This is a genomic window from Enterobacter cloacae complex sp. 397G4, from assembly GCF_050031515.1.
GTDB classification, from domain to species: domain Bacteria; phylum Pseudomonadota; class Gammaproteobacteria; order Enterobacterales; family Enterobacteriaceae; genus Enterobacter; species Enterobacter hormaechei_C.
Genome location: NZ_JBLGWE010000001.1, coordinates 1,778,870 through 1,797,179 on the forward strand (window position 1 = coordinate 1,778,870; position 18,310 = coordinate 1,797,179).

Genomic DNA, 18,310 nt, shown 5'->3' on the forward strand with positions numbered 1-18,310 from the left:
GCAGGTCGGGTAAGGCGTCGCCGTTACCCGACGTGTTGATTTCACGGATCCTGAGTCACCACGGCGCCCTGCGGCGCGGCAGCCACCCGGCGGCTCAGCAGGGCGTTGAGCAGGATCGCGCCGAAGGTCGCCGTGCCAATCCCGCCCACCGTAAACCCGCCCAGCGTCAGGGCGAAATCACCCGCCCCCAACACCAGAGTTACCGCCACCATGATCAGGTTACCGTTCTGGCTCAGATCAACATGATTCTGCACCCAGATACGTGCCCCTGCCACGGCAATCAGACCAAATACCACAATCGAGGCGCCGCCAATCACGGGGGCCGGGATGGTGTGGATCAATGCGCCGAATTTCGGGGAAAAGCCGAGCAGCATCGCCATCACCGCCGCCGCCACGAAGACCAGCGTCGAGTAGACTTTGGTCACAGCCATCACGCCGATGTTTTCCGCGTAGGTCGTCACGCCGCTGCCGCCGACCGAGCCGGAGAGCATGGTCGCCAGACCGTCTCCCACAAACGCCCGCCCCATATACGGATCCATATTGCGCCCGGTCATTCCCGCTACGGCTTTCAGGTGGCCCAGGTTTTCAGCCACCAGAATCACCGCGACAGGCGCGATGAGCATCATCGCCTGAGCGTTAAAGGTGGGTGAGGTCATCTGCGGCAGGCCGAACCAGGCGGCCTGGTGAATCAGTGTGAAATCAACCGGTTTGCCGAGACCGAACACGTTCGCCAGCAGCGCGTAGACCAGACAGGCCGCAATCAGCCCGACCAGGATCAGCAGCCGTTGGATCATGCCGCGCGTAAAGACCGCCACCACGCCGATGCACAGCACCGTTATCACCGCCATCCAGCTTTCAAATGGTGAGCCGGAAACGCTCTTCACCGCAATCGGCGCGAGGTTCAGGCCTATCGCCATCACCACCGCCCCGGTGACGACGGGGGGCATCATCCGCTCGATCCAGCGCGTGCCGACTTTCATCACCACCAGACCGGTCAGGGTGTAGACCAGCCCACAGGCGATAATGCCGCCGAGGGCCACGCTCAGGTTGGGGTTAATACCTTGACCGTTAAACCCGGTCGCTGCAATGACCACCCCCACGAAGGCGGCGCTGGAGCCCAGATAGCTGGGCACACGCCCGCCGGTGACAAAAAAGAACAGCAGGGTACCCATACCCGACATCAAAATGGCGAGGTTAGGATCCAGCCCCATCAGCATGGGCATCAGCACCGTCGCACCAAACATCGCGACCGCATGCTGCACGCCCATCACCATTGTCTGCCCGAGCGGGAGCCTTTCATCCGGCGCGACCACGCCTTCTTCTGTGGAGGTCGATTTCAACTGCCAGTGGGGAAGTCCGAACATGATCTGTCTCCTGAATGCGGATTAACAGGCGGGTCGCATAAGTGCGTGATAGCCGCGGTCGAACCACACCAGCCCTTGCGGCGCCGGGTGGCGTACGATGGATACGATGTCGCAAAACAGAATGTCGTGAGTGCCAACGCTCACCACCTGGCTGATGCGGCAGTCGAACGAGGCCAGCGCATTTTCCAGACGCGGGCAGCCCGTGTCGCCTGTCTGCCAGCGGGCAGCGGCAAAGCGGTCCGCCATCGGCGTTTTCCCGCCAAACAGGTTGGATAAAGGCTCCTGTCCGGCACTCAGCGTGTTAACGCACAGGGTGCGGTTCTCGCTGAAAATCGGCCAGACCGACGCGCCGCGGTTCAGGCACACCAGCAGGGTAGGCGGGGAATCCGTGACGCTGCATACCGCGCTGGCGGTGAAGCCCGCCAGGCCTGCCGGGCCGTCGGTGGTAATGATATTGACCGCTGCGCCGACGCAGGCCATAGCGTCGCGAAAGGTTTGTTTATCCGGTGTCATCACGTTCGCTCCTTACGCCAGCCCGCAGGCATCGTCAAAGGCCAGACGCGGCAGGCGTCCGTACAGTTTGGTCGTATCGCCATAGCCGATGTTAATCAGCAGATTGCTTTTGAGTAGCGTGCCCGTGAAAAAGGCCGCGTCCACTTTTTCCCGGTCAAAACCCGACATCGGCCCGGTGTCCAGCCCGAGCGCGCGACAGGCGAAAATCAGGTACGCGGCCTGCATTGAGCTGTTGCGAAAGGCGGTCTCTTCCGCCAGCGCGGGGCTTGCGGTAAACCAGCTTCTGGCATCGCCGTGTGGGAACAGTTCAGGCAGGCGCTCATAAAACTCGCTGTCCCAGGCGACAATCGCCGTGACCGGGGCAGTGAGCGTTTTCTCAAGGTTGCCGCTGGAGAGCGCCGGGCGCAGCTTCTCTTTTCCTTCCGGGCTTCGCACAAACACAATGCGCGCCGGGGAGCAGTTGGCGGACGTCGGCCCCCATTTCATCAGGTCATAAATCTCGCGCAGCGTCTCGTCACTGACCGGTATATCCAGCCAGCCGTTATGGGTACGTGCGCCGGTAAACAGCGTTTCCAGCGCGGCGGGCGTGATGGCTTCGCTCATTCAAGCTCCTTACAAAGCGGGTTCTGGGCTGTGCAGCAGGCTGGCAAGCCCGTTCAGCAGCAGAGTGTTAAAGATGTCCGGCGCGGTCACATTGCAGGCATGCCCGCCCTGGCGCATGACCGTTTTGCGGGCGTGCGGGAGGGCGGCGTGCAGTTCAGCGGAGCAGACGGACGGCACCAGCAGATCGTCGGTGGAACAGATAATCTGTACGGGGCAGCGAACGCGTGCAGCGTGGCGGCTGAAATCGGCCTGTTTCAGGGCATGCAGCCTGCGCAGCAGATTGGCTTTGCCCTGAAAATGGGCCAGCGCCAGCGCGTGCTCGGCCTCCAGCCGCGGGGCGCGGGCGGCCATCCAGTCTGCCGGGTAGAGGAACAACGGCTGTGCCTCTACCCACGCCTGCGCGCCGCCCGCATGCAGCAGACGTTCGCGAACGTCAAAACAGCGGCGGGTATGGGCATTGAGGGTCAGCCAGCCGTTGACGCAGACCAGCGCGGTGAGGGCGTCGGGCTTATCGATGGCCAGCCGCAGGCCGACCAGCGCCCCCAGCGCGTGGCCGACCACGCAGTAACGGGCGATCCCGGCCTCGGCTAACGCCAGCGCAAGCTCGTCGGCCATGTGTGCGAGGGTGTAGTCTTCCGGCAGGGTATCCGGGTTATTCCCCGTGCCCCGCTGGTCGTAGCACACCACCTGATACTCCTGCCCCAGCACGGCGAGCTGGGGCAGCCAGTAGCTGCCGCTGCCGCCGAGCCCGGCAATCAGTACCACCACGGGCGCGCCCGCAAAGGGGGGCGGTGAAATGGACAGTTTCATGGCCGCCTCACTTCGCGATGTGCGCAACGGTGGCAATTTCAACCAGCGCTTCGGGCTTTACCAGCCCGCACTGGATGCAAAACCGCGCCGGTTTATCGCCGGGGAAAAACTCCGCGTAAATCTCGTTAATCGCGGCGTAGTTTTTCCAGTCGGTGATAAAGATGCTGTTGAAGGTCACGTCCTCCATAGTGCCACCCGCCGTTTCGATCACGGTTTTGATCGTCTCCAGCACGTGGCGGGTTTGCGCCTTTGGGTCATCGATAAACACCACGTTGTTGTCTTTATCAAACGGCAGCGTGCCCGATACATACACCACGCCGTCGGCGAGGGTGCCGGGCACAAACGGGGCAATCGGGGTGCTGGTGCCCGGCGGAATAATCACGGATTTCGGCATAGCGGTTCTCCTCAGGCGATGCGGGCGAGCGGGGGATCCAGCGCGTCGCAGAAATCATTGACGTTACTGACCCAGCCAAAAAAGGTTTCGATATTGAACAGGGCGGCTTTCTGGGCAAAATCCGGCCCGGCCTGATGGGTGGCATCCTCCAGTACCACCCCAAAATACTCGAGGAAAAAGCCGTCGCGCAGGGTCGACTCCACGCAGACGTTGGTGGCGATGCCGGTGAACACCAGATGACGAATGCCCCGGCTGCGCAGCAGGCTGTCGAGCGGGGTATTGAAAAAGCCGCTGTAGCGCGGTTTCGGCAGCACGATATCGCCGGCCTCCGGTACCAGCTCATCCACCAGCTGATAATCCCAGCCGCCTTTCGCCAGCAGCGTGCCCTGGAGTTCGGGCCGTTGACGCATGGTTTTCAGGGCGTTGGATTTGTGAAAGTTGGGTGAGCCGGGACCGCCAGCCTCGACGTACTGGTCGTCCCAGCCGTTCTGGAACCAGACGATCAGCATGCCCGCAGCACGCGCGGCGCTCACGGCGGTTTTGATGTTCTCAATCACCGGCTGCGTGGTGGAGACGTCAAACCCGGCCAGATCCAGATACCCGCCTTTACTGGCATAGGCGTTTTGCATATCCACCACGATCAGCGCGCTGCGCTGCGCGTCAAAGGTAATGGCTTCCGGGCGAGCGTTGAGGGTCGTCATTACGCCACCTCCTTCGTCACGGCAGGGATGTGGGCACGGCACTGCATCAGCGGCTGAATGCGCTCGCCGAAAGTTTCCACGCCGGTGAGAAAATCATCGAAGGTCAGCAGCACGCCTTCGGCGCCGGGCACGGCAGCCACTTCGTCGAGCATTCTGGCGACGCTGGCATACGAGCCAACCAGGGTGCCCATGTTGATATTGACGGCAGACGTCGGGTCGGCCATCTGGCGAACGTTGGTGTCCGCGCCGGAGCGGGTATCCTTCTGGCTCTGCTCGGTAAGCCAGCTCAGCGCTTCGTCATCCGCGCCGTCCTTGTATCGTTCCCATTTGGCGCGCGCGGCGTCGTCGGTTTCGTCGGCAATCACCATAAACAGCACGTAGGAGCCCACGTCGCGCCCGGTTTTGTCGGCGGCCGCTTTCATGCGTGCCGCGGTGGGCGCGAAGGCGGCCGGGGTGTTAACGCCTTTGCCGAAGCAGAAGTTGAAGTCGGCGTATTTCGCCGAGAATTCCATTCCCGCGTCGCTCTGTCCGGCGCATATCACCTTCATCGGCACCGACGGCTGCGGGCTGACACGGCAGTCGTTCATGGTGAAGAAGTCGCCTTTGAAATCGCTTTTGCCGGTGCCCCACAGATCGCGCAGCACCTGCACATATTCAGTCAGGTAGTCGTAGCGACGGGAGAAGTAATCGTCCCCCGGCCAGATCCCCATCTGCTCGTACTCCGGCTTTTGCCAGCCGGTGACCAGGTTAACGCCAAAGCGCCCGCCGGAGATGGAGTCGATGGTGGAGGCCATCCGCGCCACGATTGCCGGGGGAAGGGTAAGGGTGGCGGCGGTGGCGTAAATCTGGATGCGCGAGGTTACCGCCGCCAGGCCCGCCATCAGGGTGAAAGACTCCAGGTTGTGGTCCCAGAATTCGGTCTTACCGCCGAAACCGCGCAGCTTGATCATCGAGAGGGCAAAGTCGAAGTGGTAGTGCTCCGCTTTCTGCACGATGGCTTTATTCAGCTCAAAGGTCGGCATGTATTGCGGGGCAGTGGTCGAGATAAGCCAGCCGTTGTTGCCGATCGGTACAAATACGCCAATTTTCATCACGAACCTCTCTTCATTACGTCGCAGGTGTCACGATGTTTTTGCAAAGGCAGTGCCAGTTTTGAAAATCACTTTGTTATTAATGTGTTAAATGATGGTTGTTAAAATTAACAGCGAAAATGTGGACTGGATGGTCAAAATCATTGCACAGAAAACAGGCACTCATGCGCGCTGAGGGTGCAGAAGGTCGTGGCGAGACGGGGGTTTTGCTATGCTGAGCGCAGGACAGAAAATGGAGAGCGAAAATGACACAAGGCGCAGTGAAAACACCCGGTAAACGTTCGCAGGCGGTGAGCGCCAAGAAACAGGCGATCCTCAGCGCTGCGCTGGAGACATTTTCGCAGTTTGGTATTCACGGTACGCGCCTGGAGCAGGTGGCGGAGCAGGCCGGGGTGTCCAAAACCAATCTGCTCTACTACTACCCGTCAAAAGAGGCGCTCTATATCGCGGTGATGCAGCAGATCCTCGATATCTGGCTGGCACCTCTCAAGGCGTTTCGCGAAGAGCTGGCCCCGCTGGTGGCGATAGAGGAGTACATACGCCTGAAGCTGGAGGTATCGCGTGATTACCCGCAGGCATCAAGGCTGTTCTGCCTGGAGATGTTGCAGGGCGCGCCGCTGTTGCAGGCGGAGCTGACGGGAGATCTAAAGCAGCTGGTGGACGATAAATCGGCCATTATTGCCGGATGGGTCGCCAGCGGAAAACTGGCGCCCGTCGATCCGCATCATCTGATCTTCATGATTTGGGCCTCAACCCAGCACTACGCTGACTTCGCGGCCCAGGTCGAGGCGGTGACCGGTAAAACGCTCGAGGACGAGGCGTTTTTCCAGAGCACCCTGGAAAACGTACAGCGGATGATTATCGAAGGGATCCGCGTGCGCTAGTTTCCCGGCGGAAGAGGACAGCTTAAGTCGCCCTCTTCACACTGCATCAGCGTGGCCAGAAACGCTTCGCGCTCCGCGGTTTTCTCCGCCAGACACTGGTTAACAATCATTGGCTGAACGCTCCCACCTTCCGTACCCGAACCGATAAACGCACAGTCCGCGTCGCGCAGGCTAATCCACGCCTGCTGCGCCTTTTTCAGGAGATCGCGCTGAGGCGCTGCCGCACGTTTGATGGCGGCCTGATACGTCTCGTTGAGCTTTTTATCGGCGGCCTGGTACTGCTGCGCGCTACAGGTGTTCAGTTCAAGCTGGGTGGTCGCGTTATCGCACTCGTCGGCCAGCGCGCTGGCGCTCATGAGCAGGGCTGCACCTGCGAGAAATACTCTTTTCATCATCCCCTCCATGTAAAAAAGCCGGATACGCTGTGCTTATCCGGCCTGGGCTATTTTGTCGCCCCGGTAAGCGTAGCGTCACCGGGGAGAGTTTACACGATTAACCGATTGTCATCAGGCTGGCGTTACCGCCCGCCGCCGCGGTGTTAACGCTGAGCGAGCGCTCAACGTACAGGCGCTCCAGCAGCAGGTTGGTCTCCCCGCGGGCGAAGCCCTGCACCGAGACAATCGCGCCGCTGCGGGCCGCCACCTGCTCGCACAGTTCGCGCAGCTGGTCAGAATCACCGTGGTAGATCACCGCGTCAAACGGCTGGGTCGGCAGGGCATCGGCTTTCGCAAAGCGAATGCGGGCCGAGACCGCTTTTGGCAGCTGTTTGGCGAGGTCGCGATGCAGGGCATCTTCCGGCCACAGCACCTCACAGCCCGTTGCCGTTGCGGCTGCCAGCTGCACCAGCGCATCCTCCTCGTTATCCGCCACGCACAGCACACGCTCGCGCGGCATCAGCGTCCAGGTGTTGCGCTCACCGGTTGGACCCGGCAGCAGACGCTGTGTTCCCGCCTGCGCCAGCTCGCCGTACTGCTGTGCAATCGCATGCAGCTCGGGACGATTTTCAGCCCACTTAATCAGCGCGTCCAGCGGCTGGGTCAGCACGGCTTTCACCTGCGCATCCACCGGATATTCCGCGTCCTGACGCGCCAGCGTCACGCCCAGCGCATTTTCCGGACGGTTTGCCAGCAGGCGGTACAGATAGAGCGGACCGCCCGCTTTCGGGCCGGTGCCGGAGAGACCTTCACCGCCGAACGGCTGCACGCCCACGACCGCGCCAACCATGTTGCGGTTGACGTACAGGTTGCCGACTTTAGCATTGCCGGTCACCTGGGCAATGGTTTCGTCGATACGGGTATGCACGCCAAGCGTCAGGCCGTAACCCGAGGCGTTGATCTGATCGATCAGCTCGTTGAGGTTGTTACGGTTGTAGCGCACCACGTGCAGTACCGGACCGAAGACCTCTTTTTTCAGCTCGTCGAAGCTTGCCAGCTCAATCAGCGTTGGCGGCACGAAGGTGCCTGTCTGCCACTCGCGGGCATCTTCGCTGTTCTCGCGCACCGCCTGGAACACCGGACGGCCTTTGGCACGCATGGTCTGAATGTGATTTTCAATGTTGGCTTTGGCTTCCGCGTCGATCACCGGCCCGATGTCGGTGGTGAGACGGCCCGGGTTGCCCATGCGGCATTCCGCCATCGCACCGCGCAGCATCTTCAGCGTGTGGTCAGCCACGTCATCCTGTAAGCACAGTACGCGCAGGGCGGAACAGCGTTGGCCCGCGCTGTCGAAGGCAGAGGCCAGCACGTCAACGACGACCTGCTCGGTGAGCGCGGAGGAGTCCACGATCATGGCGTTCATGCCGCCGGTTTCAGCGATCAGCGGGGTAGGACGGCCCTGCGCATCCAGACGGGTGGCGATGTTGCGTTGCAGCAGGGAGGCCACTTCGGTCGAACCGGTAAACATCACGCCGCGTACGCGGTTATCGGAGGTCAGTTTGGCCCCGACCGTTTCACCGCGCCCTGGCAGCAGCTGCACCACGCCCGCCGGTACGCCCGCTTCCAGCAGAATGTTAATGCCCTGGGCGGCGATCAGCGGGGTCTGCTCTGCCGGTTTCGCCAGCACGCTGTTGCCTGCGGCCAGCGCCGCGGCAATCTGGCCGGTGAAGATCGCCAGCGGGAAGTTCCACGGGCTGATACACACCACCGGGCCGAGCGGACGGTGGGTTTCGTTGTCGAAATCATCGCGCACCTGACCGGCGTAGTAGTGCAGGAAGTCGACCGCCTCGCGCACTTCGGCGATGGCGTTGCTGAAGGTTTTACCCGCTTCACGCACCAGAATGCCGATAAGCTGCTGCATCTGATCTTCCATCAGCACCGCCGCGCGTTCCAGAATGGCGGCACGCTCCTGCGGCGGGGTGGCAAACCAGATTGGCGCGTTGTTCACCGCGCTCTCCAGGGCCTGCTCCACTTCCGCTTCCGTGGCTTCGCGCACGTAGCCGACGATATCCTTCGGCTCTGCCGGGTTGATCACCGGCTGCATTTCACCGTCCTCAACGGACTGCTCAAGGATCGGCCTGGCCTGCCACTTCTGCAATGCGCTGTTTAGCAGGGCAGAAGAGAGCGACGCCAGACGGTGTTCGTTGGCGAGATCCAGACCCGCCGAGTTGACGCGACCTGCACCATACAGCTCGCGCGGCAGGGCAATCTTCGGATGCGGCAGACCAATCTGGCCTTCCTGCGCCGCCATCTTCTCAACGGCCTGTACCGGATCGGCCACCAGTTCGTCCAGCGGCAGGGTGGTATCGGCGATGCGGTTAACGAAGGAGGTGTTCGCCCCGTTCTCCAGCAGACGACGCACCAGGTAGGCCAGCAGGGTTTCGTGGGTACCTACCGGGGCATAGATTCGGCACGGACGGTTCAGCTTGCCGTCGGCCACTTTACCGGTCACTTGCTCGTACAGCGGTTCACCCATGCCGTGCAGGCACTGGAACTCGTACTGGCCCGGATAGTAGTTCTGACCCGCGAGGCTGTAGATCGCCGCCAGGGTGTGGGCGTTGTGGGTGGCGAACTGAGGATAAATCAGGTTCGGCACGCCGAGCAGTTTTTTCGCGCAGGCGAGGTAAGAGACGTCGGTATAGACCTTGCGGGTATAGACCGGATAACCTTCCAGACCTTCCATCTGGGCGCGTTTGATTTCGCTGTCCCAGTAGGCGCCCTTCACCAGACGGATCATCAGGCGGCGACGGCTGCGGCTGGCCAGGTCAATCAGGTAATCAATGACGAACGGACAGCGTTTCTGGTAGGCCTGGATAACGAAACCAATCCCGTTCCAGCCCGCCAGCTCCGGCTCGAAGCACAGTTTTTCCAGCAGGTCGAGGGAGATCTCCAGACGGTCCGCCTCTTCGGCGTCGATGTTGATGCCGATGTCATACTGGCGCGCCAGCAGGGTCAGGGACTTCAGGCGCGGGTAGAGTTCTTCCATCACCCGGTCGTACTGCGCACGGCTGTAGCGCGGGTGCAGGGCGGAAAGCTTGATAGAGATGCCCGGACCTTCATAAATACCGCGACCGTTGGACGCTTTACCGATGGCGTGGATCGCCTGCTGGTAAGAGACCATGTAGGCCTGCGCGTCGGCGGCGGTCAGCGCCGCTTCACCCAGCATGTCGTAGGAGTAGCGGAAGCCTTTGTCTTCCAGCTTGCGGGCGTTCGCCAGCGCTTCGGCAATGGTTTCCCCGGTGACGAACTGCTCGCCCATCAGGCGCATCGCCATGTCCACGCCCTTGCGGATCAGCGGCTCGCCGCTCTTGCCGATGATGCGGTTCAGAGAGCGCGACAGGTTGGCTTCGTTATGGGTGGAGACCAGCTTGCCGGTAAACAGCAGGCCCCAGGTGGCGGCGTTAACGAACAGGGACGGACTGCGGCCAATGTGGGAGTGCCAGTTGCCGTTGCTGATTTTGTCGCGGATCAGGGCATCGCGGGTGGCTTTATCCGGAATACGCAGCAGCGCTTCCGCCAGACACATCAGCGCCACGCCTTCCTGCGAGGAGAGGGAGAACTCCTGCAACAGACCCTGCACCATACCGGCGCGTCCGCTGGCGGTTTTCTGGTTACGCAGCTTGTCGGCGAGCTGATACGCGAGGCTGTGCGCCTGAGCGGCAACGGCTTCCGGCAGGCGCGCCTGCTCCAGGAGCATCGGCACGGCGTCGGTTTCGGCACGGCGGTAGGCGCCGGTAATGGCGGCGCGGCTGACGGACTGCGGCAGGATCTGCTCGGCAAATTCCAGGAACGGCTGGTGGTTCTCTTCAACGGCCGTCGCGGCCTCTTCGCTTTCGTTCGCTGCACCCGCCAGCAGGGCAGGCAGCTCCGGCAGACCTTCTTCACTCTCCAGTCTTTCCAGATAGTTAAAAATCGCCTGCTTGATTAACCAGTGCGGTGTGCGGTCGATGCGGGTCGCAGCGGTTTTAATCCGTTCGCGGGTAGCGTCATCCAGCTTAACCCCCATGGTGGTCATCCCCATGCCAAAACTCCTGTTGTTCTGTAATAGCGTTCTGTTGATAGCGTGAAATATCCACCATGTTGCAACTTTGTGCAACCGTGTTAAATGTGACCTGGTCTGCAAGCTGGAAAATGAATGGATTGTTAACGATTAGTTAGCTGTGAAAAAGAACGTGCGGCGGTTTCTGAGCCCAGTTTTTATGCGGTGCTTAACACTTTTTAAAGGTGCAACCCGTAAAAGCGTGAGCGAGTGCAACCTATAGGAAAGACGTATAAAACCAGGGATGAAATTCATGTAAATGCAGTGTTAAATCGTTTGTCAGTGGGATGCGTATACGGCAGGATAGCGCGCCCAACGGAAACACATACACACATCACTACGTTCCGGTGATGACATAACAAGGCAACCCGGACGGTTGTCGCTCGACATTTTGGAGAATTTGAATGGCTATTAGCACACCGATGCTGGTGACATTTCTCGTTTATATTTTTGGCATGATCCTGATAGGGTTTTTGGCATGGCGTTCCACTAAAAACTTTGACGACTACATCCTCGGCGGGCGCAGCTTAGGCCCGATGGTCACCGCACTCTCTGCGGGCGCTTCCGACATGAGCGGCTGGCTGCTGATGGGGCTGCCGGGCGCGATTTTCATCTCCGGTATCTCCGAAAGCTGGATCGCCATCGGCCTGACCGTTGGCGCGTGGATCAACTGGAAGCTGGTGGCAGGCCGTCTGCGCGTGCACACCGAAGCCAACAACAACGCACTGACGCTGCCGGACTACTTCACCGGACGCTTTGAAGATAACAGCCGTATCCTGCGCATTATCTCCGCGGTGGTGATCCTGCTGTTCTTCACCATCTACTGTGCCTCCGGCATCGTGGCGGGCGCGCGCCTGTTCGAAAGCACCTTCGGCATGAGCTATGAAACCGCCCTGTGGGCCGGCGCCGCAGCAACCATCCTCTATACCTTCGTGGGCGGATTCCTGGCGGTAAGCTGGACCGATACCGTGCAGGCGAGCCTGATGATCTTCGCCCTGATCCTGACTCCGGTGATTGTCATTTTCACCGTCGGCGGCTTTGGCGAATCGCTGGAAGTGATCAAGCAGAAGAGCATCGAAAACGTCGATATGCTGAAAGGGTTGAACTTCGTCGCCATCGTCTCTCTGATGGGCTGGGGCCTGGGCTACTTCGGCCAGCCGCACATTCTGGCGCGCTTCATGGCGGCGGATTCTCACCACACCATCGTTCACGCGCGTCGCATCAGCATGACGTGGATGATCCTGTGTCTGGCGGGGGCGTGTGCGGTCGGCTTCTTCGGTATCGCGTACTTCAACAACAACCCGGCGCAGGCGGGCGCGGTGAACCAGAACGCCGAGCGCGTGTTCATCGAGCTGGCGCAGATCCTGTTCAACCCGTGGATTGCCGGTATTCTGCTCTCCGCGATCCTCGCGGCGGTGATGTCCACCCTGAGCTGTCAGCTGCTGGTGTGCTCCAGCGCCATCACCGAAGACCTCTACAAAGCGTTCCTGCGTAAGGGCGCGAGCCAGAAAGAGCTGGTGTGGGTAGGGCGCTTTATGGTGCTGGTGGTTGCGCTGGTGGCGATTGCGCTGGCGGCAAACCCGGAAAACCGCGTCCTGGGGCTGGTGAGCTACGCCTGGGCGGGCTTCGGTGCGGCATTTGGTCCGGTGGTGCTGTTCTCTGTACTGTGGTCACGCATGACCCGCAACGGCGCGCTGGCGGGGATGATTATCGGTGCGGTAACCGTTATCGTCTGGAAACAGTTCGCGTGGCTGGGCCTGTACGAAATCATTCCGGGCTTCATCTTCGGCAGCCTCGGTATCGTGGTGTTTAGCCTGCTGGGTAAAGCGCCGTCTGCGTCTATGCAGAAACGCTTTGCGGAGGCGGACGCGCACTATCACTCAGCGCCGCCGTCTAAGCTCCAGGCTGAGTAATTTCCCCTCACCCTAACCCTCTCCCCGGTGGGGAGAGGGAACAGACCGTTCACCAGTGTGAGTAATAATAAATGATGATTAAAACAGGGTTGATGGCGGCGGCATTCGTGATGCTGGCGGGCTGTACCGCACCCGCACAGCACGCAGCGGTAGAAACCTGCAAAGCAGAAAATCAGATGCAGCAGACCACGCTCTATTTCGGCTTAAACCGTCCTGCCGGGGCGCAAATTACAGGCAACGAATGGCAGCAGTTTGTCGACCAGGACGTGACGCCACGCTTTCGCGATGGTTTAACGGTATTTGATGCGCGCGGTCAGTGGCTGGGGAATGATGGAAAAGTGGCGCGCGAGCCGAGCAAGGCATTGATGCTGATCCACGCTAAAGACGCGCAGAGTGAGAAGAATATCGAAGCGTTGCGCGGGATCTATAAGTCACGCTTCGCGCAGGAGTCGGTGATGCGGGTCGACCAGCCGGTGTGCGTGCAGTTTTAATGAAAACGGCGGGATAACCCGCCGTTGTTGTATCGTAGGCCCGTGCAAGCGAAGCGCCGCCGGGCACAAAACTTACAGCACCAACCCCGCAAAGCTCGCCGACAGCAGGCTTACCAGCGTTGCCCCGTATACCAGGCGTAAACCAAACCGCGACACCACGTTACCCTGTTGCTCATTCAGACCTTTTATTGCCCCCGCCACAATGCCAATGGAAGCGAAGTTAGCGAACGATACCAGGAACACGGACAAAATCCCCAGCCCGCGCGGTGACATTTGATGGGCTATTTTTTGCAGCTCGATCATCGCCACAAATTCATTCGCCACCAGTTTAGTTGCCATAATGCTCCCCGCGCTTAAGGCATCGCTCAGCGGAATACCAATAAGCCACGCCAGCGGATAAAACACATAACCCAGAATCTGCTGGAAGCTCATGCCAAATATGCCGGAGAAGAGGGCGTTAATGGCGCTAATAAGGGCGATAAAGCCAATCAGCATCGCCAGAATAATCATCGCCACCTTAAAACCGGCCAGAATATACTCGCCCAGCATTTCAAAGAAGCTCTGGGATTCGTGCAGTTTTTCCAGCCTGATATCCGGCTCCGCTTCCGGGCGGGCCGGGTTAATGACCGAAAGAATAATAAAGGTGCTGAACATGTTCAGGATCAGCGCCGCGACGACAAACCTGGCGTCGAGCATAGTCATATAGGCCCCGACAATCGACAGCGAAACCGTCGACATGGCCGTGGCAGCCATCGTAAACAGACGACGCGAGGAGAGATCGCCCAGCACGCCTTTGTAGGCAATGAAGTTTTCCGACTGACCGAGGATCAGCGAACTCACCGCGTTAAAGGATTCCAGCTTGCCCATGCCGTTCAGTTTTGACAGCAGCGTCCCGATCACCCGAATAAAGATCGGCAGAATACGCCAGTGCTGAAGAATACCAATCAGCGCCGAGATAAAAATAATGGGGCAGAGCACGCCAAGGAAAATGAACGCCAGCCCTTTTTCACCCATCCCGCCAAAGACAAAATTCGTCCCTTCGGCAGCGAATTTAAGCAGCGACTCAAAGAAACCGGAAACGTATTTAATAATAAACAGGCCGCTTTCTGCGTGGAGGAAAAAGAACGCCAGCGCGATTTCGATCACGATCAGCTGTAAAACGAAACGAATACGAATTTTTCGGCGGTCGAAACTCACCAGCCAGGCGAGCGCAAGAATAATCACCAGCGCCAGCAGGAAATGGACAATTTTAAACATGGCTTATTTTCAGTTGGTTTTCGAGGCGGACATTTAGCCACAGCCCCGGTTAACCGTAAATGGGCATTTTCGTTATACCTTATAAACGTAACGGTTACTCAGGCAATTATTACTCCGCAATGCGTTTACATCTGGTCATCAAAACGCAACACATTTCGCTTGTTTTTCTTGTTGCCGTAATGATAATCACTATCACAAGAATTTACTTTTCTTTGCATCAGTTGACCGCGATAAACATTTAAGGTGTCGGCATGTTTGTTCCTTTTCTCATTATGTTACGTGAAGGCCTTGAAGCGGCCCTGATTGTTAGCCTTATCGCCAGTTATCTGAAGCGTACCCAGCGCGGACGCTGGATTGGCGTCATGTGGGTTGGGGTTTTCCTTGCTGCGGCGCTCTGCCTGGGCCTCGGTATCCTCATCAACGAAACCACCGGGGAGTTCCCGCAGAAAGAGCAGGAGCTGTTTGAAGGGATCGTCGCCGTGATTGCGGTGGTGATCCTCACCTGGATGGTGTTCTGGATGCGCAAGGTCTCCCGTAACGTGAAGGTACAGCTTGAGCAGGCGGTGGATAACGCCCTGCAAAAAGGCAACCACCACGGCTGGGCGCTGATCATGATGGTCTTTTTCGCCGTGGCGCGTGAAGGCCTGGAGTCTGTGTTCTTCCTGCTCGCGGCTTTTCAGCAGGACGTGGGCATCTGGCCCCCACTGGGCGCGGTGCTCGGGCTGGCCACGGCGGTTGTGCTTGGCTTCCTGCTCTACTGGGGCGGCATTCGTCTTAACCTGGGCGCGTTCTTCAAGTGGACCAGCCTGTTTATTCTGCTGGTGGCCGCAGGGCTGGCGGCAGGGGCGATCCGCGCCTTCCACGAAGCGGGTCTGTGGAACCACTTCCAGGGCGTGGCGTTCGATCTCAGCAACGTCCTGTCGACCCATTCACTGACCGGTACCCTGCTCGAAGGGATCTTCGGCTACCAGGAAACGCCGAGCGTCAGCGAAGTGGCGATGTACTTTATCTATCTGGTTCCGGCGCTGATCCTGTTCGCTATGCCGCCGCGTACCGGCTCGCAGACGTCGCGCGTAGCGCCGTAAGTGCTGTTTTAGTTACAACATACTTTTAAAGGGAAGAGTCATGGCCATTCAGTTCCGTCGTAGTGCGTTATGCGCAGGCATTGCCGCGCTGTTCGTGTCTGCCTTCACCGCTCAGGCGGCAGATATTCCGCAGGTAAAAGTCACCGTCAACGATAAACAGTGCGAGCCGATGACCATCACGGTTAACAGCGGTAAAACGCAGTTTATTATTCAGAACCACAGCCAGAAGGCGCTGGAGTGGGAAATTCTGAAAGGCGTGATGGTGGTGGAAGAGCGCGAGAATATCGCGCCGGGCTTCAGCCAGAAGATGACCGCAAATCTTCAGCCCGGGGAATATGACATGACCTGCGGCCTGCTGACTAACCCGAAAGGTAAGCTGATCGTCAAAGGCGCAGCGACGGCGGACGCGGCCAAAGGCACGGCGCTGCTGAGCCTCGGCGACGCCATTACCGCCTATAAAGCCTACGTCACCAAAGAGACAGCGGACCTGGTGGCAGGCACCAAAGCCTTTACCGACGCGGTGAAAGCGGGCGACATCGAAAAAGCGAAATCCCTGTATGCGCCTACCCGTCAGCACTACGAGCGCATTGAGCCGATTGCCGAACTGTTCTCTGACCTCGATGGCAGCATTGACGCCCGTGAAGACGACTACGAGCAGAAGGCCGCCGATCCGAAATTCACCGGCTTCCACCGTCTGGAAAAAGCCCTGTTTGGCGATAACTCCACCAGTGGGATGGAGAAATACGCCGAGCAGCTCAACAGCGACGTGCTGGAGCTGCAAAAACGCATCAGCGAGCTGGCATTCCCACCGTCGAAAGTGGTGGGTGGCGCAGCGGGCCTGATTGAAGAAGTGGCCGCCAGCAAAATCAGCGGTGAAGAAGATCGTTACAGCCACACCGACCTGTGGGACTTCCAGGCGAACGTCGACGGCGCACAGAAAATTGTCGAGCTGCTGCGGCCTCAGCTGAAAAAAGAGAACGGCGAGCTGCTGGCGAAAGTGGATGCCAACTTTAAGAAAGTTGACGCTATCCTGGCGAAATACCGCACCAAAGACGGGTTCGAAACCTACGACAAGCTGACCGATGCTGACCGTAACGCGCTGAAAGGCCCGATAACCACCCTGGCGGAAGATCTCTCCCTGCTGCGTGGTGTACTGGGTCTGGATTAAGCGATGAACAAGCATGACGAATACGACGTGGCGGAACCTTCCCGACGTCGGTTGTTAAAAGGGGTAGGGGCGCTGGGCGGCGCGTTTGCCCTGGCGGGAGGCTGTCCGGTGGCGCATGCGGCAAAACCGCAAAGCGCCCCTGGCACGCTCTCCCCGGATGCGCGTATGGAAACGCAGCCGTTTTATGGTGAGCACCAGGCGGGGATCCTGACGCCGCAGCAGGCCTCGATGATGCTGGTGGCTTTCGATTCGCTGGCGAGTGATAAAGCCGACCTTGAGCGTCTGTTCAGGCTGTTGACCACGCGTATTGCCTTCCTCACCGCCGGCGGTCCCGCACCGGAAACACCGAATCCGCGCCTGCCGCCGATGGATTCCGGCATCCTCGGCGCGTTTATCGCTCCCGATAATCTGACCATCACCGTGTCGGTGGGGGAATCGCTGTTTGATGATCGCTACGGACTGGCGAAGCAGAAGCCGAAAGCGCTGCAAAAAATGACGCGATTCCCGAATGATTCTCTCGACGCGGCGCTGTGCCACGGCGATCTGCTGTTGCAGATCTGCGCTAATACCCAGGATACGGTGATCCATGCCCTGCGCGATATTATCAAGCACACCCCGGATCTGCTGAGCGTGCGCTGGAAGCGGGAAGGTTTTATCTCTGACCACGCCGCGCGCAGTAAAGGGAAAGAGACGCCGGTCAACCTGCTGGGCTTCAAAGACGGCACCGCCAACCCGGACAGCAGCAATACCGCGTTGATGAAGAACGTGGTATGGGTGACGGCGGATCAGGGCGAACCGGCCTGGGCGGTCGGAGGCACCTATCAGGCGGTGCGTATCATTCAGTTCCACGTGGAGTTCTGGGACCGCACGCCGCTGAAAGAGCAGCAAACTATCTTCGGTCGCGATAAGCAAACCGGCGCACCGCTCGGCATGAAGCACGAGCACGATGAACCCGACTACGCCCGCGATCCGAACGGGGATGTCATCGCGCTGGACAGCCATATTCGCCTCGCCAATCCTCGCACCAAAGAGACGCAATCCAGCCTGATGATGCGCAGGGGCTACAGCTACTCGCTGGGGGTGACCAACTCCGGTCAGCTTGATATGGGACTGCTGTTTGTCTGCTATCAGCACGATCTGGAGAAGGGATTCCTCACCGTGCAGAAGCGGCTCAACGGCGAAGCGCTGGAGGAATATATTAAGCCCATCGGCGGCGGCTATTTCTTTGCCCTGCCCGGCGCGCGTGACGCGAACGCCTGGCTCGCTCAGGGTCTGATAGAAGCCTGATAATCGTCCCTGCGACAGTTCGCGGGGACATTATTTTTTCGAAGGACTATCTTATTGTTATATTTCTGTAATATTTCTATATAAGACTGATTTTCCATGTAGGGGCAGTCCTAAAAGTTGCATTCAGGTAAAATAAATGTTGCATTTATGATAATTCCTGATGTACTTAAGAGAAGACAGCGGTAGTTCCCGGCAGTGATGCTAACTCACTATGGAGATCGCGAATGGTTGCGTCCTGTACTGGACAAGGTAAACACATCAACCGCAGTACCCGGC

At 59.2% G+C, this 18,310-nt stretch carries 16 protein-coding genes; 6 read left to right on the forward strand and 10 right to left on the reverse strand.

What is annotated here, in order from left to right; all coding sequences use genetic code 11:
- Positions 1-41: 41 nt before the first annotated feature.
- The 7 genes from rutG to rutA are packed head-to-tail and all read right to left on the reverse strand — an operon-like array spanning position 42 to position 5,476.
- Positions 42-1,364 (reverse strand): pyrimidine utilization transport protein G, encoded by a 1,323-nt coding sequence (gene rutG, locus ACQG1Y_RS08375; RefSeq protein ID WP_047741395.1) that lies wholly within the window; start codon positions 1,362-1,364, stop codon positions 42-44.
- 21 nt (positions 1,365-1,385) lie between these two features.
- Positions 1,386-1,877 carry an NADH-dependent FMN reductase RutF gene (gene rutF / locus ACQG1Y_RS08380; protein ID WP_015570873.1) on the reverse strand — a complete coding sequence of 164 codons (492 nt, stop codon included), beginning with the start codon at positions 1,875-1,877 and terminating at the stop codon, positions 1,386-1,388.
- 12 nt (positions 1,878-1,889) lie between these two features.
- Entirely contained in the window at positions 1,890-2,480 is a 591-nt protein-coding gene (locus ACQG1Y_RS08385; RefSeq protein WP_032104810.1) for a malonic semialdehyde reductase, read from the reverse strand.
- Positions 2,481-2,489: 9 nt separating this feature from the next.
- Positions 2,490-3,290, reverse strand: a complete 801-nt coding sequence (gene rutD, locus ACQG1Y_RS08390) for a pyrimidine utilization protein D (RefSeq protein WP_023296287.1) — start codon at positions 3,288-3,290, stop codon at positions 2,490-2,492.
- A gap of 7 nt (positions 3,291-3,297) precedes the next feature.
- Positions 3,298-3,684 carry a pyrimidine utilization protein C gene (gene rutC, locus ACQG1Y_RS08395; protein WP_015570870.1) on the reverse strand — a complete coding sequence of 129 codons (387 nt, stop codon included), beginning with the start codon at positions 3,682-3,684 and terminating at the stop codon, positions 3,298-3,300.
- A gap of 11 nt (positions 3,685-3,695) precedes the next feature.
- Positions 3,696-4,385, reverse strand: a complete 690-nt coding sequence (gene rutB, locus ACQG1Y_RS08400) for a pyrimidine utilization protein B (protein ID WP_045349209.1) — start codon at positions 4,383-4,385, stop codon at positions 3,696-3,698.
- Positions 4,385-5,476 (reverse strand): pyrimidine utilization protein A, encoded by a 1,092-nt coding sequence (gene rutA, locus ACQG1Y_RS08405; protein WP_003858092.1) that lies wholly within the window; start codon positions 5,474-5,476, stop codon positions 4,385-4,387. The genes rutB and rutA overlap by 1 nt, the downstream gene beginning before the upstream one ends.
- Before the next feature lie 245 nt (positions 5,477-5,721).
- Between rutA and rutR the strand changes: the two genes are divergently transcribed.
- Positions 5,722-6,360, forward strand: a complete 639-nt coding sequence (gene rutR, locus ACQG1Y_RS08410; protein ID WP_033487258.1) for an HTH-type transcriptional regulator RutR — start codon at positions 5,722-5,724, stop codon at positions 6,358-6,360.
- Here rutR and ACQG1Y_RS08415 read toward each other — a convergent pair.
- Together ACQG1Y_RS08415 and putA are read right to left on the reverse strand one after the other, a co-directional pair.
- Positions 6,357-6,752 (reverse strand): lysozyme inhibitor LprI family protein, encoded by a 396-nt coding sequence (locus tag ACQG1Y_RS08415; protein WP_017384770.1) that lies wholly within the window; start codon positions 6,750-6,752, stop codon positions 6,357-6,359. The two genes, rutR and ACQG1Y_RS08415, sit on opposite strands and share 4 nt — an antisense overlap.
- A 100-nt stretch (positions 6,753-6,852) precedes the next feature.
- A complete protein-coding gene (putA, locus tag ACQG1Y_RS08420) occupies positions 6,853-10,815 on the reverse strand; it encodes a trifunctional transcriptional regulator/proline dehydrogenase/L-glutamate gamma-semialdehyde dehydrogenase (RefSeq protein ID WP_368740686.1) in 3,963 nt (1,320 codons plus the stop codon).
- Positions 10,816-11,237: 422 nt separating this feature from the next.
- Between putA and putP the strand changes: the two genes are divergently transcribed.
- Together putP and ACQG1Y_RS08430 are read left to right on the forward strand one after the other, a co-directional pair.
- Complete coding sequence (putP, locus tag ACQG1Y_RS08425) at positions 11,238-12,746, forward strand: sodium/proline symporter PutP (RefSeq protein WP_017384768.1); 1,509 nt, start codon at positions 11,238-11,240, stop codon at positions 12,744-12,746.
- A gap of 71 nt (positions 12,747-12,817) precedes the next feature.
- Positions 12,818-13,237 (forward strand): DUF3574 domain-containing protein, encoded by a 420-nt coding sequence (locus tag ACQG1Y_RS08430; RefSeq protein ID WP_047057596.1) that lies wholly within the window; start codon positions 12,818-12,820, stop codon positions 13,235-13,237.
- 72 nt (positions 13,238-13,309) lie between these two features.
- Here ACQG1Y_RS08430 and ACQG1Y_RS08435 read toward each other — a convergent pair whose 3' ends face one another.
- A complete protein-coding gene (locus ACQG1Y_RS08435; RefSeq protein ID WP_017384766.1) occupies positions 13,310-14,494 on the reverse strand; it encodes a NupC/NupG family nucleoside CNT transporter in 1,185 nt (394 codons plus the stop codon).
- Between the two features lie 251 nt (positions 14,495-14,745).
- Between ACQG1Y_RS08435 and efeU the strand changes: the two genes are divergently transcribed.
- Genes efeU through efeB form a run of 3 tightly spaced genes read left to right on the forward strand, consistent with a single transcriptional unit; the run spans position 14,746 to position 18,034 of the window.
- A complete protein-coding gene (gene efeU, locus ACQG1Y_RS08440; protein ID WP_310865202.1) occupies positions 14,746-15,579 on the forward strand; it encodes an iron uptake transporter permease EfeU in 834 nt (277 codons plus the stop codon).
- 40 nt (positions 15,580-15,619) lie between these two features.
- On the forward strand, positions 15,620-16,747 hold the full coding sequence (gene efeO / locus ACQG1Y_RS08445) for an iron uptake system protein EfeO (RefSeq protein ID WP_368740685.1): 1,128 nt from the start codon (positions 15,620-15,622) through the stop codon (positions 16,745-16,747).
- Positions 16,748-16,750: 3 nt separating this feature from the next.
- Positions 16,751-18,034 (forward strand): iron uptake transporter deferrochelatase/peroxidase subunit, encoded by a 1,284-nt coding sequence (gene efeB, locus ACQG1Y_RS08450; RefSeq protein ID WP_023296295.1) that lies wholly within the window; start codon positions 16,751-16,753, stop codon positions 18,032-18,034.
- Positions 18,035-18,310 lie beyond the last annotated feature (276 nt).